General features: G+C 72.0%; 18 protein-coding genes. 8 read left to right on the forward strand and 10 right to left on the reverse strand.

Features of this window, described 5'->3' with window-relative positions; genetic code table 11:
- Positions 1 to 5: 5 nt before the first annotated feature.
- The 6 genes from AB0877_RS11530 to AB0877_RS11555 form a co-directional block, all read right to left on the reverse strand.
- The gene (locus AB0877_RS11530) at positions 6 to 5,804 is read right to left on the reverse strand and encodes a type I polyketide synthase (protein WP_366608493.1); all 5,799 of its coding nucleotides are present in this window, start codon (positions 5,802 to 5,804) and stop codon (positions 6 to 8) included.
- Positions 5,805 to 5,879: 75 nt separating this feature from the next.
- Positions 5,880 to 6,848, reverse strand: a complete 969-nt coding sequence (locus AB0877_RS11535) for a DUF1702 family protein (protein WP_366608494.1) — start codon at positions 6,846 to 6,848, stop codon at positions 5,880 to 5,882.
- Between the two features lie 146 nt (positions 6,849 to 6,994).
- Positions 6,995 to 7,987, reverse strand: coding sequence for a DUF1702 family protein (locus tag AB0877_RS11540; RefSeq protein WP_366608495.1), 993 nt, complete (start codon positions 7,985 to 7,987; stop codon positions 6,995 to 6,997).
- A gap of 102 nt (positions 7,988 to 8,089) precedes the next feature.
- Positions 8,090 to 8,662 carry a copper resistance CopC family protein gene (locus tag AB0877_RS11545; RefSeq protein ID WP_366608496.1) on the reverse strand — a complete coding sequence of 191 codons (573 nt, stop codon included), beginning with the start codon at positions 8,660 to 8,662 and terminating at the stop codon, positions 8,090 to 8,092.
- Positions 8,659 to 9,237, reverse strand: coding sequence for a hypothetical protein (locus AB0877_RS11550; RefSeq protein ID WP_366608497.1), 579 nt, complete (start codon positions 9,235 to 9,237; stop codon positions 8,659 to 8,661). Before AB0877_RS11550 ends, AB0877_RS11545 begins: the two co-directional genes overlap by 4 nt.
- A gap of 129 nt (positions 9,238 to 9,366) precedes the next feature.
- The gene (locus AB0877_RS11555) at positions 9,367 to 10,431 is read right to left on the reverse strand and encodes a carboxymuconolactone decarboxylase family protein (RefSeq protein ID WP_366608498.1); all 1,065 of its coding nucleotides are present in this window, start codon (positions 10,429 to 10,431) and stop codon (positions 9,367 to 9,369) included.
- Between the two features lie 375 nt (positions 10,432 to 10,806).
- Between AB0877_RS11555 and AB0877_RS11560 the strand changes: the two genes are divergently transcribed.
- From AB0877_RS11560 to AB0877_RS11580, 5 genes are all read left to right on the forward strand, one after another.
- Positions 10,807 to 11,376, forward strand: a complete 570-nt coding sequence (locus tag AB0877_RS11560; RefSeq protein WP_366608499.1) for a DUF5987 family protein — start codon at positions 10,807 to 10,809, stop codon at positions 11,374 to 11,376.
- A complete protein-coding gene (locus AB0877_RS11565; protein ID WP_366608500.1) occupies positions 11,373 to 13,007 on the forward strand; it encodes a GMC family oxidoreductase in 1,635 nt (544 codons plus the stop codon). The genes AB0877_RS11560 and AB0877_RS11565 overlap by 4 nt, the downstream gene beginning before the upstream one ends.
- Positions 13,008 to 13,066: 59 nt before the next feature.
- Complete coding sequence (locus AB0877_RS11570; protein ID WP_366608501.1) at positions 13,067 to 14,167, forward strand: carboxymuconolactone decarboxylase family protein; 1,101 nt, start codon at positions 13,067 to 13,069, stop codon at positions 14,165 to 14,167.
- 999 nt (positions 14,168 to 15,166) lie between these two features.
- Complete coding sequence (locus AB0877_RS11575) at positions 15,167 to 16,003, forward strand: AraC family transcriptional regulator (protein ID WP_366608502.1); 837 nt, start codon at positions 15,167 to 15,169, stop codon at positions 16,001 to 16,003.
- A 157-nt stretch (positions 16,004 to 16,160) separates the two neighbouring features.
- Positions 16,161 to 16,931 carry a MerR family transcriptional regulator gene (locus tag AB0877_RS11580; protein ID WP_366608503.1) on the forward strand — a complete coding sequence of 257 codons (771 nt, stop codon included), beginning with the start codon at positions 16,161 to 16,163 and terminating at the stop codon, positions 16,929 to 16,931.
- 162 nt (positions 16,932 to 17,093) lie between these two features.
- Here AB0877_RS11580 and AB0877_RS11585 read toward each other — a convergent pair whose 3' ends face one another.
- Positions 17,094 to 17,375: a hypothetical protein gene (locus AB0877_RS11585; RefSeq protein WP_366608504.1), complete on the reverse strand. Its 282-nt coding sequence runs from the start codon at positions 17,373 to 17,375 to the stop codon at positions 17,094 to 17,096.
- A gap of 64 nt (positions 17,376 to 17,439) precedes the next feature.
- On the reverse strand, positions 17,440 to 17,889 hold the full coding sequence (locus AB0877_RS11590) for an SCP2 sterol-binding domain-containing protein (protein ID WP_366608505.1): 450 nt from the start codon (positions 17,887 to 17,889) through the stop codon (positions 17,440 to 17,442).
- Between the two features lie 330 nt (positions 17,890 to 18,219).
- On the opposite strand from AB0877_RS11590, the gene AB0877_RS11595 reads away from it, so the two are divergent.
- The gene (locus AB0877_RS11595) at positions 18,220 to 19,272 is read left to right on the forward strand and encodes an LLM class F420-dependent oxidoreductase (protein ID WP_366608506.1); all 1,053 of its coding nucleotides are present in this window, start codon (positions 18,220 to 18,222) and stop codon (positions 19,270 to 19,272) included.
- Here the strand turns inward: AB0877_RS11595 and AB0877_RS11600 are convergent.
- Positions 19,259 to 20,458, reverse strand: coding sequence for an FAD-dependent monooxygenase (locus AB0877_RS11600; RefSeq protein ID WP_366608507.1), 1,200 nt, complete (start codon positions 20,456 to 20,458; stop codon positions 19,259 to 19,261). The genes AB0877_RS11595 and AB0877_RS11600 overlap by 14 nt on opposite strands.
- Before the next feature lie 143 nt (positions 20,459 to 20,601).
- The gene (locus AB0877_RS11605) at positions 20,602 to 20,796 is read right to left on the reverse strand and encodes a DNA-binding protein (RefSeq protein WP_366608508.1); all 195 of its coding nucleotides are present in this window, start codon (positions 20,794 to 20,796) and stop codon (positions 20,602 to 20,604) included.
- Positions 20,797 to 21,262: 466 nt separating this feature from the next.
- On the opposite strand from AB0877_RS11605, the gene AB0877_RS11610 reads away from it, so the two are divergent.
- A complete protein-coding gene (locus AB0877_RS11610; protein ID WP_366608509.1) occupies positions 21,263 to 22,057 on the forward strand; it encodes a TIGR03084 family metal-binding protein in 795 nt (264 codons plus the stop codon).
- Positions 22,058 to 22,134: 77 nt separating this feature from the next.
- On the forward strand, positions 22,135 to 23,325 hold the full coding sequence (locus tag AB0877_RS11615) for a cytochrome P450 (protein ID WP_366608510.1): 1,191 nt from the start codon (positions 22,135 to 22,137) through the stop codon (positions 23,323 to 23,325).
- The last annotated feature ends 5 nt before the right edge of the window (positions 23,326 to 23,330 follow it).

Raw genomic sequence — 23,330 nt, forward strand, 5'->3', positions numbered from 1 at the left:
CGTCGTCACCTCCCCTCGGTGAGGATCGCGAACACCACCGGCTCGCCGACGCCGCGTACCGCGGTGGCGAAGGCCGCCACCCGCAGCTCGCCGGCCCCGAACACCGTCCAGCCGGGACGCGGCGAGGGCAGCAGGGTCAACGGTCCGCCGGGCTGGCCGCCGGACTTCTGCACACACTCCAGCGCCGTCCAGACCCGCGTCGCGGCCGTGTCGGCGTCCTCACCGGTGTCCGCGGCAACGAGCCGGGCCAGGCCGGCGTGCTCGCCGAGCAGGCCGTCCCACACCGCGTCGTCGCGGTGCAGCACCGTCTCGACGTCGCAACCGAGGGCCCCGGTCGCGGTCACCGCCAGGGTCAGCCCCGCGCCGTGGGCCACGGACAGCGTCCGCCCGCCCGCGATCTCCGGGCGGCCGTCGGGGCGGTAGGTCACCTCGACCGGCTCACCGGTCGAACGCCGCGCCGCGATCCGCGACCGGGCCCGCCGCACGGCCAGGTGCCCGCCCGGCTGATCGTCCGGCTCGATCGGGCCGTCCGGTTCGACCGCCACGGCCACCTGCGCGCCGAGGACGTCGCCCAGCGCCCGCTCCAGATACGGCCCGAGCAACGGCGCCACCCAGGGGCCGCGACCGTCCTGCTTGCGCACGGCGCGCAGTCGCAGGCCCTCCCAGCGCTCCACGGCCTCGCCGGCGGTGGTCCGCAGGACGACGTCGTAGACGTAGGTGTCGCCGTCGCGGCTGCGTTCGGTGGCGCAGTAGCGCAGGTCATTCCGGCCGGTCAGCTTCTCCCCCGCCGGGTGGATCCGCTCCACCCCGATCGGCAGCAGCGTGGCGTCCGGCACGCAGACCTGATTGCCGTGCATCAGCGCGTCCCGCACGCCGGGGTCGCCGAGCAGCAGGCGGTCCGGCACGAACCGGGCGAACCAGTCGACGTCGTCGAGCGCCTCCACCTCGACGTCGACGTGGCGGGCGGCGGCCCGCCGGTAGCGGCGCAGCCGCTGGAACCGGTCGCCCTGGAACAGCACGTCGCCGTACAGTTCGTCGGCCGGTGACATCGACAGCGGGGCGATCTCGTCGCAGACCTGGTCGGGTGGGCCGTCGGGGACCACCGTGTCGGTGAAGCGCATCGTCGCGGTGAAGTGGTCGGCGGCGAAGCCCGTCTCCTCGCTGCGGATGGCGACCTGGACGGTGTCGTCGTCGGTCACCGTCGCGGCCACCCGGATCCGGCTGCGACCGTACGGCGGGACGATGATCGGCCGGAGGAACTCAGGGCGCTCGATGACCGGGACCCGTCCGTCGCCGGTGACCGCACCGGCCACCTGGGCCATCGCCTCCATGCCGAACACCGCCGGGAAGAGCAGGTTGCCGTCGAGGAGGTGGTCGGCCAGGTAGAGGTCGGTACCGACGTTGAGGTCGACCTCGGTGACCAGCTCGACGCCGTGGTACCGGATCAACGGCCGTTCCACGAACCGCAGCAGCGGCAGCTCCGGCAGGTCGTAGCGGACCGTGTCGATGCCCTCGGTGCGGCCGCTGATCACCACGGTGCCGGGCACGTCCGGGTCGGCCAGGAGCCGGCGCAGGATCGCGATGCCCTGATCCGGCGTGACCGGGGTGACCCCGTCGCGGGTGAGGGACTCGATCACGGAGAGCCGCTCGCCCATGCCGACACCCGACCAGACCGACCACTCCAGGCAGATGGCCCGGCACCCCGGGTGCCGCCGGCCGAACTCCTCGGTGGTCCCGGCCAGCCAGTCGTTGGCGGTGGCGTAGTGCGCCTCGCCGCGCAGCCCGGCACGGCCGATGATGCTGCCCAGGGTCACCAGCAGCTTGACCCGGTCCGGGTCGACCGCCTCCATGGTGGCCCGCAGCCCGTCGACCTTCGGCGCGAGCGTGGCCCGGAAGTCCGCCAGGTCCAACCTGGCCAGCGAGGCGGGCTCGTTACGGCCGGCACCGTGCAGGACCGCGGTGACCGGGCCGAGCTGCGCGGTGAGTTCGGCGACGGCACGACGTACCTGATCGGCGTCGGTGATGTCGGCGCGGGCGTAGCGAACCGTCACCCCGGCCTCGGCGATCCGGGCCAGGTTGGCCGCCAGCTCGGTGTCGGCCGCCGGGTCGGAACGGCCGAGCAGGGCCAGGCTCGCCCCGCTGTCGGTGGCCATGGCGAGCGCGCACTCGGCGGTGATGCCCTTGCCGCCGCCGGTGACCAGCAGCACGTCGTCCGCGCCGAGCGCGGGACGGGGCCGGGCGGCCCGCACCGGCATGGCGCGCAGCGTCGGCACCCGGCGTACGCCGGAGGTGTCGTAGTGCACCTCGCGGTAGTCGGCGGTGCCCGCCACCTCGGTCACCACCCGGTCCACCACGGCCGCGTCGTCGGAGAGGTGGACGATCGTGACCCGGGCGCGGGGCGCCTCCAGGCGCAGGGTCTTGGCCAGGCCGGCCGCGCCGCGACCGTACTGGACCAGCACGAACCTCGTGCCAGGGGCGCCGCCCAGTACCTCCCGGGCCCCGGTCAGCGCCAGGTCGAGCGCCTCCTCCGGGCAGGGGTCGGGCAGGCAGACCAGCACCCCGTCGCCGAGGTTCGCTCGCTGCAGGGCGGTGGCCAACCGGTCGGCCCAGGGGTGTCCGGGCTCCGCGTGCACCCGCCACCGGCCGCTCTCCTCGGGAGCCACCCGCGCGGGCGTGGGCACCTCGTCCAGGTCCAGCCGCCAGGGCCGGGCCCAGGCGGCGGCTCCGGCCACCAACGGCTCGGTCACCGACCCGGCCTGCCCCGCCGTAGCAGCCAACTCGTCCAACGCCTCGGCCAGCTCGCGGACGGTGGCCGTGGCGAAGTTGGTGGGCAGCGCCGCGGTCGGCACACCCATCCGCTGGGCGAGGTCGTTGACCACCTGGCCGACGGTGATCGAGCTGAGGTGCAGGTCGTCCAAGAGGTGGCTGTCCGGCTGCACCGTCTCCAACGGCAGTTCCGCCCGCTCGGCGGCCAACTGGCGCAGCTGTTCCTCGGCGGACTCTCCGAGCAGGTCGGCGACCATCGGCTCGGTGGGCCGGGCGGCCGGCGTGAGCGCCGGCGCGGCGGCGGACTCCGGCAGCCGTAGCGGCGGCGCCTGCTCACACGGGCTGGCCAGGAAGGAGAACCGCTGGCCGATCTGGAGCGGCCGGATCAGCCGGCCGTGGAACAGTCCGCTGTCCACCGGTGCCGCACCCACCACGTACGCCGCGCCGACCACCTTGAGCAGACTGGCGATCGACTCCTCGTCGGTGTCCAGGGCGACCGCTGGTACGTCGGTGATCCGGGACGCCAGCCCGGTCAGCACCCGGCCCGGCCCGACCTCGACGAACAGGTCGACGTCCTTCGCGGCGAGGGTGACCGCCGGGGTGAACAGCACCGGGTCGGTGATCTGGCGGCTCAGCAGGGCGGGCACGTCGGTGTCGGCCGGCAGCACGTCGCCGGTGACCGTGGAGACCAGCCGCCGGTCCAGCGGCCGGAACGGCTCGTCGGCCAGCGCCGCACCGAACGCCGAGGCGGCCGGGGCCACCAGCGGCGAGTGGAACGCGTGCGAGACGGCCAGGACGGAGGCGTTCAACCCCGCGTCCGACGCCCTCCGGCACGCGGCCTTGACCGCGTCCTGCGCACCGGCGATCACCGTCTGGTCGGGGCTGTTGTAGCCGGCGATCACCACCGGCAGGTCGGCGATCAGCGAGTCGACGGCCTCCGGCGCGGCACCGAGGCTGGCCATCGTGCCGGACGCGCTGTGCCGGGCCATGGTCTGGCCCCGCACGGCGGCGATCCGGAGCAGGCCCGCCTCGTCGATCGCGCCGGCCCAGTGCAGCGCGGCGATCTCGCCCAGGCTGTGACCGACCGCCACGGCGGCCTCGATGCCGAGCGTGGTCAACGTCCGCAGACCCGCGGCGGAGCCGGTGACGATGCGCGGCTGGGCCACCTCGGTGGCCACCACGTCGCCGCCGTTGGGCAGGTTCGCCCGCTGGTACACCTCCTCCGCCTCGGCGAACCGGCGACGCAACGCGCCGCCGCTGACGCCCCGTCCGGAGCCCTGGCCGGGAAAGAGGAAACCGATCCGTCCCGGCCCGCTGACGTGGCCGAGCAGGCAGCGGCCGTCGGCGGAGAACATCCGGGTCTCGCCGGCCTCCACCGCGTCGCGGACCTTGCGCAGCCGCCGCTCGGCGTCCTCGGGCGAGGAGACGACCACGGCCGCCCGGAAGGGCTGCTCACGCAGCTCACCGTGCAGGGTCACGGCCAGGTCGGCGAGCTGGGCGTACGCCAGTGACGGCACGAACTCGATCAACTGGTCCAGCCGCTGCGCCAGGTCCTTCGGAGTGGGCGCGTCGACCACCAGCAGTTCGGCGTCCTGGAGGCCGGTGGCCAGCGCGCGCGTACGGGTGTCCAGCGTCGACCTTCGCCGTGAGCGGGAGTTGTCCAGGACGATGTGGGTGTTGATGCCGCCGAACCCCATCGCGGTGATCCCGGCGCGAACCGGTGTGTCCGCAGGCCATGCCTCCGCCCGGCGCAGCGCCCGCAGCGCGGGGGTGCCCTCGCTGATCAACGCGTGCGGGTCCACGCAGCCGATGGCGGGCGGCAGCACCTCCTGGTGCACCGCCATCGCCGCCTTGATCAGGCCGGCCACTCCGGCGGCTGCCTTGGTGTGACCGATCATTCCCTTCACCGAACCGATCGCGGCCGGCGGCGCCGACGGGTCCGCCTCGGCGCGGGCCAGCGACAGCGCCTCCAACTCGGTCGCGTCGCCGACCTTGGTGCCGGTGCCGTGGCCCTCGAACAGCCCGACGGTCTCGATGCCGAAGCCCGTGCGCTCGTACGCGCGGCGCAGCGCCAGCTGGTAGCCGTTGATCTCGGGCCGGGTGATGCCGCCCTTGCCGTCGGAGGAGATGCCCCAGCCGGCGATCGAGGCGTAGATGCGGTGTCCTCCGGCGCGGGCCTCGTCCTCCCGCATCAGCACCACCATGCCGCAGCCCTCGCCCGGCCAGAAGCCGTTGGAGGAGCGGTCGTAGACCCGCATCTCGCCGGTGGCCAGCGCACCGGTCTTGGCGAAGCCGATGATCTCGAACGGGTCGATGGAGAGGTCGACGCCGCCGGCGACGGCGACGTCCACGTCGCCGTCGATCAGCGTCTTGCAGGCGGTGGCCACCGACAGCAGCGACGAGGAGCAGGCACCGTCGACGGTGTAACCACCACCGTTGAAGTCGAAGTGGTTGCAGATCCGCCCGGCGATGGTGTTCGACAGGGCGCCGGCGAGGGTGTCCTCGTCGACCTCCGGGAACGGACTCTTGAAGGTGGCCTCGAAGTCGTCCAGGAAGGTGGCGAGCTGGTCGTCGTCCCAGTCCTGCTCCTTGAGCGCCGCGCCGACCATCCGCCGCACGTACGGCCAGCGGAGGCGGAGCTGGTTCGCGCGGGAGAACTCACCGGTGAGGCTGTTGCCGATGACCACGCCGGTCCGTTCCCGGGGCAGCCCTTCGGCCATCGGGAAGCCGGCGTCGGCGAGCGCGGCGGCGGCCACGTCCAGCGCCAGCCAGTGGGTGAGATCGGTGGAGCGGAACGTGCTGCCGGCGATCTTGTAGGCCACCCGGTCGAACTCGTACCCCTCGATGACCGCCGCGTTGCGCGAGTAGAACCGGTCCGGGGTCTTCGGATCGGCGTCCCAGTAGTCGTCCAGCTTCAACCGCACGTCGGGCAGCCGCCGGAAGGCCCGCCGGCCAGCCAGCGCGTTCTCCCACAACTCCCGCGGAGACGTGGCGTCGGGATAGCGGCACGCCATGCCCACCACAGCGATTCTTGTCATACTGACTACGCCCTTCCTCACATGCCCGGCGCAGCACGGAACAATTCGCGCACGGTTTTCGGTGAATGAAGCAAATCAATTTTTCCGAATCGGCACGAGCGCGTTCCTGATCCGTTGCCGCCACACTTCGTACGCGGGGAGACCGTTCGCCGGGGCCACCCCGACCCGGGTGTCGTCGGTGACCGCGGACGCGTCGGACGTGGACAACCCGCACAGCACCCGGGTGGCCACCTCGTTGTGCGGCACCGTCAGGCCGGCGCGCACCCGGGCCCCGGCCGCGAAGGCCGACCCCTGGGCCAGTTCACCCCGGTACGACCCGGACAGCTCGCGCAGCCGTTCCAGCCCCGCCTCGTCGGCGCCGCCGGCATAGGTGGCGGCCAGCCCGGCACCGGCCCACAGGTCCGCCCGACGCCGCTCGGGGAACCCGGCGAACAGGCGAGCCAGCCGGTCCGGATCGGCCCCGACCACGAACCAGGAGGCCCGGCCGACGCCCTGGTCGATCGCCCGCACCGCGTAACCGCCCGGGTCGTCACCGGGCCAGGGGAAGCTCTCCTCGCGGTAGCGCTGCTCGATGTAGCTCGCGGTGCGGAAGTACGCCTGGTGGAAGCCGTAGCCGTCCAGCACCAGCCAGCGCAGCAGTGGGTCCGGCGCGTACAGCCGGGACCAGAGGAATCGGGGCAGCCGGGCCATCGCCCAGCCCACCCCGACGTACGCCATGTAGACGTGCGGGTCACCGGGGCCCGAGACGAACTCGGCCACCCGCCCGCCGCGCCCGGGCATCGCGTCGCGGATGCTCAGACCCATGGCCGCGCCCTCGTAGGCGAAGCCGCGCCAGGTGGGCGCCAACCGCTCCAGCGGCGCCACGACGTCGGCCACGACGCGGGCCTCCGCGGCTTCGCCGAAGCCGGCGAGGAAGGACGCGCCGACGGTCTCCAAGCGCTCACGCGTCGCCTCGTCCTTGACGTGGAAGCCCCGGACGTCACACGTCGTCTGGGAGATGTCAGGGGTCAGGACACGCCGTCGCAGCCTTCGCCAAGCTCTCATCAGCACCCCCAGGGCAATAGATATATCGCCAATATTCGCAGCCCCGGCGATGACATTCTTCTTCATTGTTGCGGCGCTTTGCACCGATCCCGGGCAGGCAGGGGCTGCGCCCGGAAAAGGGGCGTAAAAATGGGTAGCGGGAATCGCTACGACACGCGCGTCGCGGGCACCGGGAAATGAGCGCGGATGCGGCGGCGCCACACTTCGTAGTCCGGTTCGGCGTCGTCGGCGAAGCTGTCGACCGCGACGTCGTCGGCCAGGGCGGCGGCGGCCTCGACCGACATGCCGGCCAGTGCCGTCAACGCGACCTCGGTGTGCGCCGGCTGGAAACCGGAGAAGTGCCGGGCCTTCGCCGCGAAGACCGCGCCCTGCGCCAGGTGCGCGTGGTCCTCTCCGGCGGCGTCCACCAGCGAGCGCAGGCTGCCGAGGTCGGCGCCGCCGGCGAACGTGGCCGCCAGCCCCACGCCGCTCCACAGGTCCGCCTGCCGCGCCGGCGCGAACCGCCGCACCGCCGCGGCGACGTCCGCCGCGCCGGCCCCGTGGATGAACCAGAGTGCCCGGCCGATGCCCTGGTCGACGGCGCGCGGGAAGTAGTCGGCCCGCCCCTGCCAGGGGTACGCCGGCAGCAACTCCTGTCGGGTCACCCACCGCTCGGTCTCGAAGTAGGCCCGGTCGAAGCCGTAGCCGTCGACGGCCAGCCAGCTCATCGTCGGGTAGTAGGGGGTGCCGGTCAGATCCGGCAGCACACCCTTCCACAGTGGTCGCGGCAGGCGGGCCATGGCGAACCCGATGCCGATGTAGGTCAGGAAGGTGTGTGGCCGGCCCGGACCGGCCAGTAGCTCCCGGGCCCGGTGACGGCGTGGCCCCGGCATCGCGTCGATGACGGTGAGCGCCATCGCCGCACCCTCGTACGCGAAGCCGCGCATCTCCGGTTCGACCAGTTCCAGACGACGTTCCAGCTCCCACTGGTCGCGCATGTCGATGCCCCACTCGAACCCGCAGATCACCGCCTGCGGAATCGCCTCCAGGCGGCGGGTCACCGGGCCGGGCGTCACGGGGAAGCCGCGACGGGCGAAGGTCGTCTCCGCCAGTGACGGCGTCAGGACCAGCCGCCGGATCGAACCCAGGGTCGTCGGCATCGTCGTCCTCCTCACGGCCCGGCGACGTGCCGCGGCCGGCGTACCCATCGTCGTACGCCGGCCGCGTCTCGCGCGCCTTCGTTCATGCGCTCCCGGTCACCGTCAGCGTCGCTCCGCCCGGACCCGGGGCCGGCGTAGCAGCACGACGGCCACCACCACGACCAGCAGCAGGTCCAGCACGAGCAGGCCCACGCTGAGCGGGTCGTCGGCACCGTGCTGGTGCCCACCGGGCCCGACCGAGGGGGCGTCGGCGGCCACCGACACGGGCGGCCCGCCAGCGGCCACGGTGAACCGGGTCGTGCCACTCAGTTGTCGTCCGTCGGTCAACAGCACGTGGTACGCGGCCAGATACGCCCCGGCGGTCTGCACGCGGACGGGCAGCACCAGCCGCTGCTCCTCCAGCTTCGCCGGACCGGCCGCTATGGACCGGCTCTGCCCGGCCGGCGCGACGGCCAGATGGAACTCCCTCGCCCGCACCGTGCCCTCGAAGGTGACCACCACCTCGGCCGGCGGACCGGCCACTGTCGCGCCGTCCGCCGGCGTCACCGCGGCGACCCGGGCGCTCGGCTGGTCGGTGAGGGCGGCCAGCGCCACCACCGCGCAGACCACAGCGGCGATGAGGTACCCGAACCAGCGGGACCCGGGCCTCGAACGCGCTGCTTCCGGCGCCGTCACGGCATGCTGGGCGCCACGGTCAGCCGTGGGGCGCAGCTGCAGGTCATCAGCGCGGACTCGGCCCGGTTCGGCCGTAGGTGCAGGATGATCGCGATCACCATCGGCAGGAACACCACGGTGTTGTAGAACAGGTGGAGCTCGACCCGGGGCAGGACCAGCTGCAACATGCTGGTGGGAACCGAGCGGCCGAAGAAGAACGTGCCGGTCTGAGCCTGCACGAAGAGCATCAGGTGCTCGATGTGGTGCCAGAACTGGATCCCGAAGGCGATCATCCACCACGTGCGCGACCGGCCCACGAAACCGCCGCGCAGCAGCCACAGGCCGACCAGCATCACCAGCGCGTACGCGTAGTGCAGCCATTCGGAGGTGACCAGCCAGGGGAAGTACAGGCCGAGCACGCCACGCGCCTCCGGCACGGGCCAGCCCAGCGCCCAGATCTGGAACGCCTGCGTGAGGTGCTCGGCCCAGTGTGCCAACACCACGACCATGAACAGGTTTAGCGCGGTACGGTGGTGGGCACCGTTCCACCAGTTGGTCGGGCCGACCTTCCCGGTTCGCGCCGCATCGACACTCATCCTGGCCTCCGTAAGCCGTAGCCGTTGCCACCCGAGCCCTGCGGACGGCATCCCCTCGCACTCTTCCGGGTCGCGGCGCATTGTCTTACTTCCACAATGCTCAGTTCGCGCTGGATCGGAGGCGAGGCGTCAGCCGTGGCGTTCCGGCGTCGACCCGGTCGCCGGGTCGGCAATCTGCCGGGCACCGACCAGGCAGGCCGCCGACCAGGCAGCCCAGGCCGCGGCGTCGACCAGCGACCCGTCCGCCGGGTGGTGACGGCGAAACTCCCGGACCACCTGTTCGTCGACCTGGTACGAGGCGACAGCGGTGAGCAGTGCCAACCGCGCGGCGGCCCGGTCCGCCAGTGCCAGGTCGGCGATCAGCCCTTCGCACCAGTCGGTGCTGATTCCGGTGTCCGTCCCTCGCCACCGGGAGAGATGCGCGGTGACCAGGTCGCGTACCGCCGGGGAGAGCGCGCGGTCGCCGGCGGCGCGGAAGACCTCATCGGCCCGGCCCACCGCGGCGGCCACCGCCGGCCGGGGCGCCGCCCAGGCGGTGGCCGCGCGCAGCGGCGCGGCGGGCAGTAGGCCCGCGGCCCGGCCCGGCTCGCGCGGCTCCCGCAGGGTGGGACGCAGGACCCGGCTGATCCCCTGCTTGAGTCGGCGACGGGACCACGGAGCCAGGCCCGGCGGCAGCAGGAAGTTCGCCAGGAACACGTTCACCATGCGGGTCAGGTAATGGAAGGCGACGACCACCCCGACCAGTTCCGCGCGGTCTGCCGGGGACAGCCCCGCGGGCGGCGGCGCGGCGTCGTCGGACTGGTGTGCGGTACGCGCCCACGCCGCCGCGACACGCAGCGCCGGCTCGGTGATGTCTTGCACTCGGTCGCCGGCGACCGCCTCGGCGGCGTGCTCGCCGGACAGGTCGTACATGCCGACGGTGTGCATGTCCGCGCAGTACGGGCAGGTGTTGGCCACCGACACCGCAGCGGCGACCGCCTCCTTGGTGGCCCGGTCCACCGGCCCCACCGTGACCAGGGGTTCCCGGGTCAGCGCCCAGTACGCGGCCAGCACGTCCGGTGCCGGGGAGTGCATCAACGCGGGCGGCACCACGAGTCGCATCTCGTCGGCCACCTGCTCGTACACCTCGGCGACCAGCCCGTCGGCCGATCCGGGGGAAACCGGTGACACGTACCTGACCTGCCGACGCACCATTGAGGACGCTACCCGCCCGGCGACCATGTCCGTCCTCCATCCGTCGTCGTGTTCCCGGTCAGTATCAGCGGGCGGAGGTCGGTTGGAGTGGGGGCGGCCGGTCCAGCGCACGACCGGAGAAGCCCCACCCCGAACCCGGGGTTTTTCTCCGGATTCGGGGTGTTCCGTGCGAGCGCAACGACGAAGATGCGGCCCCAGTCGTGCTGCCGTCACGATGTGGGAAAGCGATCCGTGAGCGGTGTCCGGTGGGTCACCGCCGCGGGTCCGGCACGACGGCCACGGCACCGACCGGCCCGGCGGGCACCTCCTCCGGTCGCGCGTCCGCCAGACGGACGACCCGTACCGGCGCGCCGACCACGGACAGGAGGCGATGCGGTGCAGCCCGACGAATCCGAGCGCAACCCGGATCGGACCCTCGTGCTTGAGGCGTTCGCGGACACCATCATTCCCGGCGAGAAACGGTTTCCCGGGGACCGCAGCGTGGCAGGGGTGTCAGCCGGCGGTGGTGCGGTGGCGGCCGGCGCGGTCGAGCTTCTCGAGAACCCGGCCGGCGGCCTGGCCGAAGGGCTGGACTCCCTGGTGTTCTCCCTCAACGACCACGCACGGGAGTACGCGTCCGGCCACGACCTGACGCTGGACGCGACGGTGCCGCCGTTCGTGGCGCTGCCGTTCGACCACCGCACCGCCCTGGTCACCGACCTCACCCACCCGGATCACCCGGAGAAGCAGATGTGGGTGGGCCTGGCCCTGTTCAGCAACATGGCCTTCGACAGCGCCGCCCACCTCAGCACGCCCGCCGCGCTGGCCGCCGGCCACCCGGGGCTGCTCACCATCGGCTACGAACAGCCGCAGGCCGACGGCCTCTGGCGGTTCGAGTCCTTCTCCTACGGCCGGCAACTGGCCGACCTCCACCCCGACACGACGGCGACGGGCAGCCCCGCATGACCAGCATCGAATCGACCGACGTTCTCATCATCGGCAGCGGCTTCGGCGGGGCCATCCCCGCGTACCACCTCGCCGCGGGCGGCGCCCGCGTGACCGTCCTGGAGCGCGGCCCGTGGCTGCGCGGCGAGGAGTTCGACCACGACTTCCTGCTCGGCTCGTCGTACACCCGGGTCTTCGACTTCGTGGTGGGCGACGGGATGAGCGTGCTCGGCGGCAACTGCGTCGGCGGCGGAAGCGTCGTCTACTTCGCCACCATGCCGCGCGCGCCGCGCTTCGTCTTCGAGCGACACGGAAGCATCGGCCGCCGGATGTGGCCCAGCTCGATCAGCCGGGACGCCCTCGAACCCTGGTACGACCGGGTCGCCGAGGCACTGCCGATCACCCGGCAGACCTGGGACAAGATCCCGTACGCCGGTGGCCTGTTCGGCGCGGCCTGTCGGCACGCCGGGCGCACCGCCAACCCGGCGCCGTCCGCCGTCGACGTGGACATGTGCACCAACTGCAACTGGATGATGTCCGGCTGCCGGTTCGACGCCAAGCGGTCACTGCTGCTGAACTACCTGCCGGCGGCGCTCGCCCACGGCGCGGAGATCCGGCCGCTGCACGAGGTGCAGCAGATCTCCCGTAACGACGACGGCGGCTACCGGGTGCACTACCGGATCGTGGACGGCGAGGACTACCGGATCCTGCACGACGAAGGCGCGATCGACGCGAAGCTCGTCATCGTCGCGGCGGGCGCCGGTGCCACGCCGGTGATCCTGCAACGGTCGGAGCCCGTGCTGGGCACCATGCCGCACGCGGTGGGGCGCTACTTCTCCGGCAACGGGGAGCGGCTGAACACCGCCGTCTTCGACGAGGACCGGGTCCGCGACGTGCTCGGGCTGTCCCGACCGGACGGGCGGGCCTATGAGGCGTACCAGATCGGGCGCGGCCCGACGGTGGCCAGCTGGGACCGGCTCGACGGCAACCTGCCCGAGTTCGAGCGCTACTCACTGGAGCAGCTCTACTTCCCGCCGGGGCTGGGCACCATCCTGGCGCAGGCGCCCGACGCCAGCGGCCCGACCTGGTTCGGGGTGGACAAGAAGGAGATGCTGCGCCGCTGGAAGTCCTGGCTGACGATCTTCATCATGTCCGAGGACGACAACGAGGGCGTCTTCGGGCCACCGCCGGAGACCGGCAACGCGCACCGCTTCTCCCAGCAGATGCTGGGGCACGGTCCGCTGAGCTACCGGCCCACCGCGAACACCCGGCGGGGATGGTCGCTGGCCGACGCCGACATCAAGGACATCCTGGAGCGCGACGGGCTGGCCCGGGTCGAGCCGTGGACGAACGACCTGGTCGGCGCGTACACGGTGCACCCGTTGGCGTCCTGCCGGATCGGCGACGACCCGGCCACCTCGGCGCTGGACGACCGGCACGAGCTGCGCGGGCACCCCGGAATCTTCGTCACCGACGGGTCGGCCGTCCCCGGTGCGCTCACGGTGAACCCGGCGTTCACGATCGCCGCCCTGGCCGAACGCGCCATGCCGGGCATCATTCGGGCCGCCCAGGAGCGGGGGGTGTCCGTCACCTACGGCGCGCCCTCGCCGGACGGCGAGACCGCCGGCCGCCGGGCGGTGTTCGCCCGCTGAACTGTCGGGCGTCGGCCAGCCGGGCTCCGGCCGACGCCCGTTCTTCCGAGGGGGAATCGGTGCGAAAGCTCATCGCGAGGGTCACCCGACCCGCCACGGCGTTGCAACTCCAGCACGTCGCGCCAGTCGCGCCGGGCCGGGCCGACGGCCCGGTGGCGGCCGTGTACCAGCAGGTCGAACGAGACTTCGGGATGCTCGCACCGCCGGTAGCGCTGCACGCGGCCTCTCCGGTCGTGCTCGCTGCGGCCTGGACCATGCTGCGCGAGGCCCTGCTGGCGTCCGGGCGGACGGGCCGGGAGGCCCGGGAGGTGGTGGCCGCCGGGGTGTCCCAGGCCAACCGCTGCCCGTACTGCGTGGACGTGCACGGTGGCACCCTCGCCGGTCTGCTGCGCGGCCCGGACGCCGCCGCCATGCTGACCGGGCAGCTGGCCGACCTGCAAGACCCGCGGCTGCGCGAGCTGGCCGGCTGGGCCGCCCACGGCGGGCCGCCGCCGTTCCCACCCGAGCACGGTCCCGAACTCGTCGGCGTCGCGGTGGTGTTCCACTACCTGAACCGGATGGTCAACGTCTTCCTGCCGGACTCGCCCCTGCCGCCGGTGCCCGGCCCGGTCGCGGCGGTGCTGCGCCGGGGCGCGACCCGGATCCTGGCCGGGCTGGCCCGCAGGAGCGTGGTCCCCGGCGAGTCCCCGGGCCTGCTGCCTCCGGCGACGGTGCCGCCGGACCTGTCCTGGACCGGTGACCGGCCGCACCTGGTGGCGGCGTTCGCCCGGTCCGCGGCGGTAGTCGACGCGGCAGGCGAACGCACCGTCCCGGCAGCGGTACGCCGGCTGTTGACGGCGCAGCTCCCTCGCCTTGGCGCGCCCCCGTCGGTCCTGGACACGCGCCCGGCCGCCCTGCGACTCGGTTGGCTCGACGAGTGCGTCGCGGGCCTGCCGGAGCCGGACCGCCCGGCGGGGCGCCTGGCGTTGCTGGTGGCGTTCGCCTCGTACCGGGTCGCCGCCGCCGACGTCGACCGGGTACGCGCCCGGGGGTACGACGACCGCGGCCTCGTCGAACTGGCCGCCTGGTCGAGCCTCACCGCCGCCCGTCACCTGGGCGCGCGCGCCCAACGCGTCGCGCCGGCCCCGACGGCGGGCTGGAGCCGGCGCACCATCGGTTGATCCGCGACGGCGTACGGCCCGCCTGGCGGCTCCTGGGTTCGCGTGAGGTGGCAACGACGCGGCCCCGTGTCGGACGCCTTCCTGAGCAGCGGGAGGCGCCGCTCGGCGGGTGTCACACACGGGTGTCCCATGGACGGGATACTCGAACGGGGCCGGTCCGGCAACCCTCGCCCCCATCCTGGTGGGGACCGTGCCGGGTGGCACGAGGCGGTGCGGCCGACGGGATTCCACTGCCACCTCTCCTATTGTCGACCGAGTCGGACGACAGTTTGTGGAATCAGCCCCGACTGAATTCGCGGGCCGGCAGAGATCCGGCGCGAAGAGCGGCTTGTTGAGGCATTCTGCGCCTGACCGGAAATTTGGCGAACATTGGTCACACAATCCCCGTTTGAGGAATTCCGGCAGCTATTTCTTTTAATTAAATAACAGGTATTGGCGATCCGGGAAACTCTGACTAACCATTTCATTAAATCCACCCCAAAGCGTGAACAAATAATCCTACCGTCCGTCCGTCGCTCGGGTCAATATTCTTTTTCAGTCGGCAAACCGCCAGATTCACTGAAGGTAGCCAGACAGCCGGGTACATGATCGACAATTACCGACGTTTCGCTTCAAACCGCAGCCCAGCGGCACCGTATCCGTGACCAGATACCGAATTGACCACCTTCGGCACCCCCCGTGGAAAGTGGGTCGCACCGCTATCCGCATGGATGACCGTCGAGCCGCATATACGTGTTGAAAGCACTGCTCAAGGCGTTCCTCTCTTCACGATTGCGCTCTATTGCCCCCAATGATCAGCACTATTGTCAATCGCTCGGGGCTGGGCTAGCCTCGACCGGAAGCGGAGCCCTTCCGGGCGGCGGGAGTGAGACAGCAGGGCATACCAGCACAATCATATGCATCACTACCGCGCCCGATGGGACCGAAACCGCGATGCTTTACACGACAATTATTACCACCTAGTACGAAAAATCGCCGGACTGGTCAGGGGGAGGCATCATGGAGGAATCGACCAAGCAGGCCGTGAATCGCGCGATCAGCACCATGCGAGAAAACCTCGGCGAGCAGCTCACCGTCGACGACATGGCCAGGGCGGCCATGTTCAGCAAGTTCCACTTCACCAGGATCTTCCAGCGGACCACCGGGGTCTCCCCGGGCCGCTTCCTGTCGGCACTGCGTCTGCAACGCGCCAAGCAGCTGCTGATCTCCACCACACTCAACGTCGCCGACATCAGCCTCCGGGTGGGCTACAACAGCGTCGGCACCTTCAGTTCGCGGTTCACCCGCAGCGTCGGCATGTCGCCGACCACCTACCGGCGCCGCGCCGGCTACGCCCCACAGATCGCGACCGACCCGGAACCCGCCCCGCCCTCCGAGGCCCGGGTACACGGCCGCATCCCCCCGCAGCCGGGCCGGCCGAACGGGCCGGTCTTCGTCGGCCTCTTCACCGACCGCATCCCCGAAGGTCGTCCGGTGCGCTGCGCGGTGCTACCCGACGGTGGCTACTTCAACTTCGGCACGGTGCCGCCAGGCACCTGGTACCTGCTCGCTCAAGCCGTCGACGCCAACGGAGGCGGGCGTCCCGATGAGGCGAACCGGCCGATCGCCGTGGCCTCGGAGGGGCCGTTGACGGTTGCCTGGAACTCCGACATCCGGGTGGACCTCGATCTGCAGCCGATCCAGAGCATCGATCCGCCCGTGCTACTGGCCCTGATGGACAGTCGAAAACTCGCGTTGGCCCGGGTCGCGGCGGAACAGCAGGCCGCCGAGACGCCCCTGAGCCCCGCGCCCGTAATGATCACGAAGCTCCGCGAGGCCGACCGTACCGCTGCCTGACGGCTCGACCCGCCGGTCCCACCCGGGCCGCAACCGCGACGCGGTGACGGTCCGAACGCTTCCGCCACGAGCGTGCCATGGGATCGCCATCAATCTCCACCCTTTCCACATGGGAGGATCGCACCGCGGGGCTGTGTCGACCAGCTGGGGGAACTCGATGCGCATCTCTGACCTGAGCCGCTATACGGGCGTGCCCGTCGCAACGATCAAGTTCTACCTCCGGGAGGGCCTCGTCCCACCGGGCCGACCGACTGGCCGCAACCAGGCGCAGTACGGCGAGGCGCACCGACGGCGCCTACTCTTCATCCGGGCGATGACCGGCATCGGCCAGCTTGAGCTGTCCACGGTGATGGAACTGCTCACGGCCATCGAGGACGACGACCTCCCACTGCCCGGGTTGTACCGGACCGCCAACCGGGTGGTGTACCCGGACCTCGACAAATCCAAGGCCGTCAACGACGTGACGGCCGAACGAGTCGAGGTCGACCGCCTCATCAACGAGCTGGGCTGGCAGGTGGGCGACGACGTCCCGGGCCGGAACCGGCTGGCCCATGTCCTCGCGGCGCTGCGCCAACTCGGCTGCAGCCACGGCGCCGACTTCTTCCAACCGTACGCACAACTCGCGGAGCAGTCTGCGGACCGCGAGCTCAGCCTGCTTCCGCGCGACGACATGGAGGTGGAGCGGGCCGCCGCGGTGGCCCGCGCGGTGCTGCTCGACGCGGCGCTCGCCGCGCTTCGAGGAATGGCGCAGGAGCACCTGGTCACCAAGCGTTTCGGCAGACCGGCCGACACGTCCGACACGGTCCCGTCGACGCACGGCCGCTCCCCCACCACCGACGCGACGCCGACCAACGGCACCCGGCAGGTCTGCGACCCAGCGCCCGCGGTGGCGCAACAGCTTCCCCGCCGGGCCGACCGTGCCAGCTGAGGGGCACGTGGGAGACGGGCACCGGCACGCCGCCCGGCCGGGAAGCGGCGACCAGCACACCGACCGCGGCGCGCGCACCTCAGCCGGCATACGGGACCCGGTGACGCCCGCGGGTCCTGCCCGGGTCGTACCGCCCGACGGCGCGCGTCGCGAGCCCGCCGTTCATCGGGAATCACCCGCCGGATCGATGTCGTAGGAGGGGCCGTCGAGCAGGGTTGCCGGAATGCCGCGCCAGCGGTCCTCGACGTTCTCGGCGCGCGAGTGTCCGAGCGTTTCGTCAGTGTCCCGCCCGTCTCCAGCCGGCCCGCCGATGTGGTAGCCGGAACCGTCGAGCAGTGTGGCCGGGATACCGCGCCACGGGTCGTCGTGGTCCTCGTGGCCAGAGTCGGCGGCCGAATTCACGGCATCGCGCCCACCTCCACCGTGCCCACCGGTGCCGGTCATGCTCTCGCTCCTCACGTGTCGAATCGCCAGATGGACACGGACGCCGCGGTCCGGGCCGCGCCGCTCAGGGCCGGGGGGCGGCGAAGAAGGTGGGGAACCGGGCGGTCAGACCGAGGTCACCGCGGGTCTTCAACCGGCCCTTCATCACCAGCATCACCGCGTGCGCGTTGCCCGTGACCAGGTGGACGAAGTCGGCCGCGGCCAGGTTCAAGGTCAGCTGTGGCTGCCCGTCGACGCCGGACGACAGAGTGCAGACGCCGTCGGCGATGACCATCTGGTAGGTGTCGACCCCGCCGTCCGGTCGACCGCCGATGCGCCAGTGCACCACCGCCCGGGTCCGTCCGGCGACCTCGGGCCGGAACGCGGACAGCATCCCGCCGATCAGGTGGTCGAGGATTTCGGTCCGCCGCTCACCGCGCATCACCTCGCGCAGTTCGTCGTCCGGAGTGTGCTTGACCAGACGAGCGAACTCGACCGGATCCATAGCTTCGACACGTGAATCGTGGATGGACATCAGACTCCTCCAACGCCGGATGAGAGACACGTCGCTGGACCGCCGGCACCCGCCCGCGGCGGTGACGACCCTCCGTCTGCCCCTACGAGGCTGACCTTGATGTGTGGTCCCGCCATCGTGCTCACCACAGCAGCGGTGCGACTTCCGCGCCCTCCGGTCATCGCCACCCCCTGCTCTCGTCACACATCCTGGCCCCGAGTTCGACCGGAGGCACCTCCCAGGCTGCGCAGGTGCAAGGCCCCGTCTGATCGGGCGTCGCCTGGGCCCTGCGCTGCGGAAACGGCACGGCGCGAGATGCCCGCCGCTGCGACCCGGCGACACGATGGTCGGATGCGACTGTCGCTGAATCTGGGACATCTTGTGGGCGCCGGCGATGCCGCTGGCCGGGTGCGGCTGGCCGTCGAGGCCGAGCGGCTCGGCTTCCACACCGTGTGGGCGGCGGAGGTGTACGGCTCGGACGCGGTGACGATGCTGACCTGGATCGCCGCGCACACCCGGTCGGTCAACATCGGCTCCGCCGTCATGCAGTTGCCGGGACGCAGCCCCGCCCTCGCCGCGATGACCGCCGCGACCCTCGATCGCCTGTCCGGCGGTCGGTTCCGGCTGGGCCTCGGCGTCTCGGGACCACAGGTCTCCGAGGGATGGCACGGCGTGCCCTTCGCCGACCCGCTCGGGCGGACCCGTGAGTACGTCGACGTGCTCCGCCTCGCCCTGTCCCGGCGCCCGCTCGCCCACCCGGGCCGGCACTACCCGGTGCCGTTGGCCGGCGGTGCCGGTCGAGCCCTACGGCTGACCGTCCATCCGCCCCGACCGGACCTGCCGATCTATCTGGCCGCGGTCGGCCCGCGCAACCTGGAGCTGGCCGGGGAGATCGGCGACGGCTGGCTCGCCGCATTCCTCAGCCCGGAGTTCGCCGCCGAGCAGTTGCGGCACGTCCGGTCCGGCCGGCACCGCGCCGGCCGGACCATGGACGGGTTCGAGGTGATCGCCTCGGTGCCGCTCGCCGTCGGCGACGACGTCGCACGGTGCGTCGACCGGGTCCGCGCGCACGTCGCCCTCTATCTCGGCGGCATGGGCAGCCGAGACCGCAACTTCTACAACCTTCTCGCCGCACGCATGGGGTACGCGGACGCGGCCCGTGACGTCCAGGAGCTGTACCTGGCGAAGCGGTACGCCGAGGCGGCCGCCGCCGTACCGGCGGACTTCGTCGACCGTACGTCGCTGCTGGGGCCGGTGGACCGGATCGCCGGACGGCTCCGCGAGTTCGCCGAGGCCGGCGTCACCGAGCTGGCGGTCACCGTCTTCGGCGGCGGCATCGGTGCCCTGCGGGAGGTTCACGAGGCGTACACCGCGGACCGGTCGACGCCGCTCAGGCGGGGGTGACCGTCCGGTTCCAGTCGATCCGGTGCCGGTGCACCGGGCCGAACATCCGCTCGGGCCTCAACACGGTGTGCCGCGCGACCGGGGCCAGCAGCCGCATGAACGCGGACGCGACCGGGCCGGGTGCCTTGGCCTGATTGGCGCGCGCGGCATCGGCGGCGATCTTCTCCACCCGGGGCCGGCGCATCATCTCGTAGGTGGCGAACGCCGCCTGCACCCCGGGCACGTCACGCAGGCACCGGGCGAGCTGCACGGCGCTCTCCGAGGCCAACGAGGCGCCCTGACCGGACACCGGGGAGGGCGCGTGCGCGGCGTCCCCGATGAGCACCATCCGCCCGCGGTACCAGGTCCGCAGCGGGGGCAGGATCTCGATGGCGCCGAAGGGGAACACGTCCTGCGGCCCGGCCCGGTCGAGCACGTCGCGCGCCGGTACGTCCTCGGCGTGCACCCGGCGCAACCGGTTCAGCCACCGGTCCGCGGGCACCCGGCGCGCCTCGGACATCGCCATCGGCTCGTCGCTGGTGATGTTGCTGAACCAGTTGAGGCGCCCGTCGGACCCGATCCAGTGGCCGAAGAACGCGTCGTGCCCGTTCGCCAGATGCATGACGCCCGGCTCACCGACCGACGGCGCCTCCACGGCGCCGCCCAGGCCGAGCATCCCGGTGTACTGCGCGGTGGGTGCGCCCGGGTCGATGAGACGCCGGACGGCCGAGCGGATGCCGTCCGCGCCGATCAGGACGTCGGCGGTCGCGCTGCTGCCGTCGGCGAAGCTGGCGGTGATGCTGTCCGGCGAGTCCGTGGCGCCGACGAGACGCCGGCCGTACACGATGCGGACACCCGCCGCCTCGGTCCGCTCGCGCAGCAGTCGTTGCAGGTCCGCACGCTTGACCGCGCGGCTCGGCGGCAGGTCGGGCAGGTGCTCGAACTCGCCGAACGGGCGGCCTCGGCCGTCCGTCATCACCGTGCGGCGGATGGGGCTGCCAAGCCGGTGCACGTCGTCCTCGACCCCGACGACGCCGAGCGCGTCGATGCCGTTGGGCGCCAGCATCAACTCGCCGCCGACATCGTCGGACGGTCGGTCGTACGCCTCGAACACCGTCGGCTCGATGCCCGCCCGGCGCAACGCGAGCGCCGCCACACTGCCGGCGATGCCGCTACCGATGATGATGGCTGTTCTGGCCTGTGTCATGCCGCTTCCTCCGGGTCGACGCCCCACACTTCGATGGAGCTGGTGTGTGGCCTTCGTACCCGTTTACCACCTGATGCCGTCTTCCAAAGTGCGGTGACGAGACCGGGCGGGTGACGAACAGCCACCCACCCGGTCGTCACGGTTCACTTGAAGGAGAGGCCCTTCGCCTTCATCGACGACTTGAGCGTGCTCAGAGCTTTCGGGCCCATCCCGTGCAGCTCCTTGACCTCGGACTCGCTGATCTTGGTGAACTGCTCCAGTTTGGTGTAGCCGGCGCCCTCGAGCGCCCGCAGCGCGGGCTTGCCCAGTGAGCTCGGCAAATCGGTGCTTTCCGCCATCGTGTGACTCCCTTCGGTTCTTCGGACGCGCCCGTCCGGCGTTCATGGTGCCCCAGCGACGGTGCGAAGACGGTCCGGAAACGTTCCGGTCCCGGTGAGTCGCGCGCCGCGCCGCGAAGAGGCGGACCACGGTCCGGGTCCAGCGGCGACGCCGGGACACGTCTGCCCAACGCCACCCGCGCCGCGCGTACGCGTTCGTGCGCAGTCGCCCCGGACACCCCGGCCACGAAGATCCACACCGCCGCGCAGCGCACTGACGAAGGTGCGTCACATCCGTGCGAGGTCGACCATGGAGACGTTTTCCGGGGATGGCGCACGGGCTCCGCCGGAACCATCCACGGTCCCGGGACCGCACTTCACACGTCGACGACCGGAGGGCCTCGATGCCGCAGAGAACCGACGCCGATCCAGTCCACACGCACCGCCGCCCGACGCCACCCGTACGCCCGATCGAGAGGACCTCACGGTGACCGGACCCGACCCGATCCCCGCCCTGACCGCTGACGGTGACGAGCTGGACCGGCTGCTCGCCGGCCTCGACGACGCACAGTGGAAGCTGGACACACCGGCTCCCGGTTGGACCATCGCCCACCAGGTGGCCCACCTGGCCGCGACATTCCGGCTGGCCGGCTTCGCCGCCGCGGACCCGGACGGTTTCCGCGCCCGCGTCGCGACGATGAGCGGTGACTTCGACCGCAACGTCGACGTGGCGCTGTCGGCCTACCTCTCCGACCCGCCGCAGGTGCTGCTCAACCGGTGGCGGGAGGAACGCGTCACGGCCGAGAAGGCGCTCGCGGCCGTGCCGGACGGTCAGGTGGTGCCCTGGCTGGTGCGGCCACTGCCCGCGCCGGTGCTCGCCTGCGCCGGCATGATGGAGCTGTTCGGCCACGGCCAGGACATCGCCGACACGCTCGGCGTACGTCAGGTGCGGACGGACCGGATCCGGTTCCTGTGCGGCTTCGCCGTGCGTACCTGGGACTTCGGCTATCAGGCGCGCGGCGAGTCGACCCCCGACGTCGAGTTCGGATACACGCTCACCGCCCCGTCCGGCGCCGTCTGGCAGTTCGGCCCGGAGGACGCCGAGCAGCGGATCTCCGGCCCGGCCGAGGACTTCTGCCTGCTCGTCACGCGTCGCCGGCACCGCGACGACCTGTCCCTGACCGCGACGGGGGCCGACGCCGAGCACTGGCTGGACATCGCCCAGGCGTACCGCGGACCGGCCGGCGCGGGTCGCAGGCCGGGACAGTTCGGCCGGTCCTGATCATGCCGGAGGCACCTCGTTCCAGCAGCGCAACCACGAAGGCGCTGCGCGACGCCCGCTGTTGCCAGGATGACGGCATGAGCGTCGCGCCGCACGCCGCGGACTTCCTGCTGGGTGACGCGGCACAGCGGCACGCCGGTTCCGCACGCCTGGCGGAGCTGGGACCGGTGCACCGGGTGGCGCTGCCGTCCGGCGGTCCGGCGTGGCTGGTGGTCGGGTACGACGAGGTGCGCCGGTGTCTGGCCGACACCCGCTTGGAGGGCCGCACCGGCGCGGTGGCCGACCGGCGCGGTCTCTCCGAGCGGCTCCGCCTCGGCATGAACAACCACATGCTGAACCGGGAACCGCCGGACCACACCCGCCTGCGCAGGCTGATCTCCGCCGCGTTCACTCGGCGGCGGATGGAGGACATGCGGCCACGCATCGAGCGGATCGCCGAGGATCTGCTGGACGCGATGGCCGGCACGGACGAGGTCGACCTCGTCGCGGCGTACGCGTTGCCGCTGCCCATCCGGGTGCTCGGCGGGCTGCTCGGCATCCCCGAGTCCGACGACGCCGCCTTCCACCGCTGGACCACCACCCTGACGGCGAGCGCGCTGAGCCTCGCCGAGCTGGAGGCGGCCGCCGGGGAGATGCTGGACTACGCCCAGGGCCTGCTGCGCGACAAACGCCGTGAGCCGGGTGACGACCTCCTCTCCGCCCTGGCACAGGTGCGGGACGGCGGTGACCGGCTCACCGAGGACGAGCTCACCTCCATGGTGTTCCTGCTGCTGATCGCCGGACACGAAACCACTGTCAACCTGATCGGCAACGCGATGCTGGCGTTGCTGACCGACCGTCGGCAGCTCGAGCGGCTGCGCGCCGATCCGGACCTCGTGCCCGACGCCGTGGAGGAGGTTCTCCGGTACGAGAGTCCCGTGCAGGTGGCCGCCCGGCGGGCGCGGCAGCCGGTGGCCGTCGGCGGGGCCACCATTCCGGCCGGCGCGGTGGTGCTGGTCTCGCTGCTGGCGGCCAATCGCGATCCGGAGCGGTTCGCCGAGCCGGCCACGCTGCGCGTCGACCGGCCGCAGAACGCGCACGTGGCGTTCGGGCACGGACTGCACCACTGCATCGGGGCGCCGCTGGCCCGGTTGGACGCGACGATCGCCATTCGCGCGCTGGTGCGCCGCTATCCGCACCTGCGGTTGGCCAAGCCGGCCGAAGCGCTGGCCTGGCGGGCGAGCGTCGTCATGCACGGCCTGAGCGCGCTTCCCGTGCGGCTGCGCTGATCTCC

The sequence above is a fragment of the Micromonospora sp. NPDC047644 genome, assembly GCF_040704315.1.
Taxonomy (GTDB): domain Bacteria; phylum Actinomycetota; class Actinomycetes; order Mycobacteriales; family Micromonosporaceae; genus Micromonospora.

Excerpts from the sequence above, each read along its gene's own strand:
- AB0877_RS11530 (WP_366608493.1), bottom strand. The coding sequence starts at position 5,804 with ATGACAAGAATCGCTGTGGTGGGCATGGCGTGCCGCTATCCCGACGCC.
- AB0877_RS11535 (WP_366608494.1), bottom strand. The coding sequence starts at position 6,848 with ATGAGAGCTTGGCGAAGGCTGCGACGGCGTGTCCTGACCCCTGACATC.
- AB0877_RS11540 (WP_366608495.1), bottom strand. The coding sequence starts at position 7,987 with ATGCCGACGACCCTGGGTTCGATCCGGCGGCTGGTCCTGACGCCGTCA.
- AB0877_RS11550 (WP_366608497.1), bottom strand. The coding sequence starts at position 9,237 with ATGAGTGTCGATGCGGCGCGAACCGGGAAGGTCGGCCCGACCAACTGG.
- AB0877_RS11555 (WP_366608498.1), bottom strand. The coding sequence starts at position 10,431 with ATGGTGCGTCGGCAGGTCAGGTACGTGTCACCGGTTTCCCCCGGATCG.
- AB0877_RS11565 (WP_366608500.1), top strand. The coding sequence starts at position 11,373 with ATGACCAGCATCGAATCGACCGACGTTCTCATCATCGGCAGCGGCTTC.
- AB0877_RS11575 (WP_366608502.1), top strand. The coding sequence starts at position 15,167 with ATGGAGGAATCGACCAAGCAGGCCGTGAATCGCGCGATCAGCACCATG.
- AB0877_RS11580 (WP_366608503.1), top strand. The coding sequence starts at position 16,161 with ATGCGCATCTCTGACCTGAGCCGCTATACGGGCGTGCCCGTCGCAACG.
- AB0877_RS11585 (WP_366608504.1), bottom strand. The coding sequence starts at position 17,375 with ATGACCGGCACCGGTGGGCACGGTGGAGGTGGGCGCGATGCCGTGAAT.
- AB0877_RS11590 (WP_366608505.1), bottom strand. The coding sequence starts at position 17,889 with ATGTCCATCCACGATTCACGTGTCGAAGCTATGGATCCGGTCGAGTTC.
- AB0877_RS11595 (WP_366608506.1), top strand. The coding sequence starts at position 18,220 with ATGCGACTGTCGCTGAATCTGGGACATCTTGTGGGCGCCGGCGATGCC.
- AB0877_RS11600 (WP_366608507.1), bottom strand. The coding sequence starts at position 20,458 with ATGACACAGGCCAGAACAGCCATCATCATCGGTAGCGGCATCGCCGGC.
- AB0877_RS11605 (WP_366608508.1), bottom strand. The coding sequence starts at position 20,796 with ATGGCGGAAAGCACCGATTTGCCGAGCTCACTGGGCAAGCCCGCGCTG.
- AB0877_RS11615 (WP_366608510.1), top strand. The coding sequence starts at position 22,135 with ATGAGCGTCGCGCCGCACGCCGCGGACTTCCTGCTGGGTGACGCGGCA.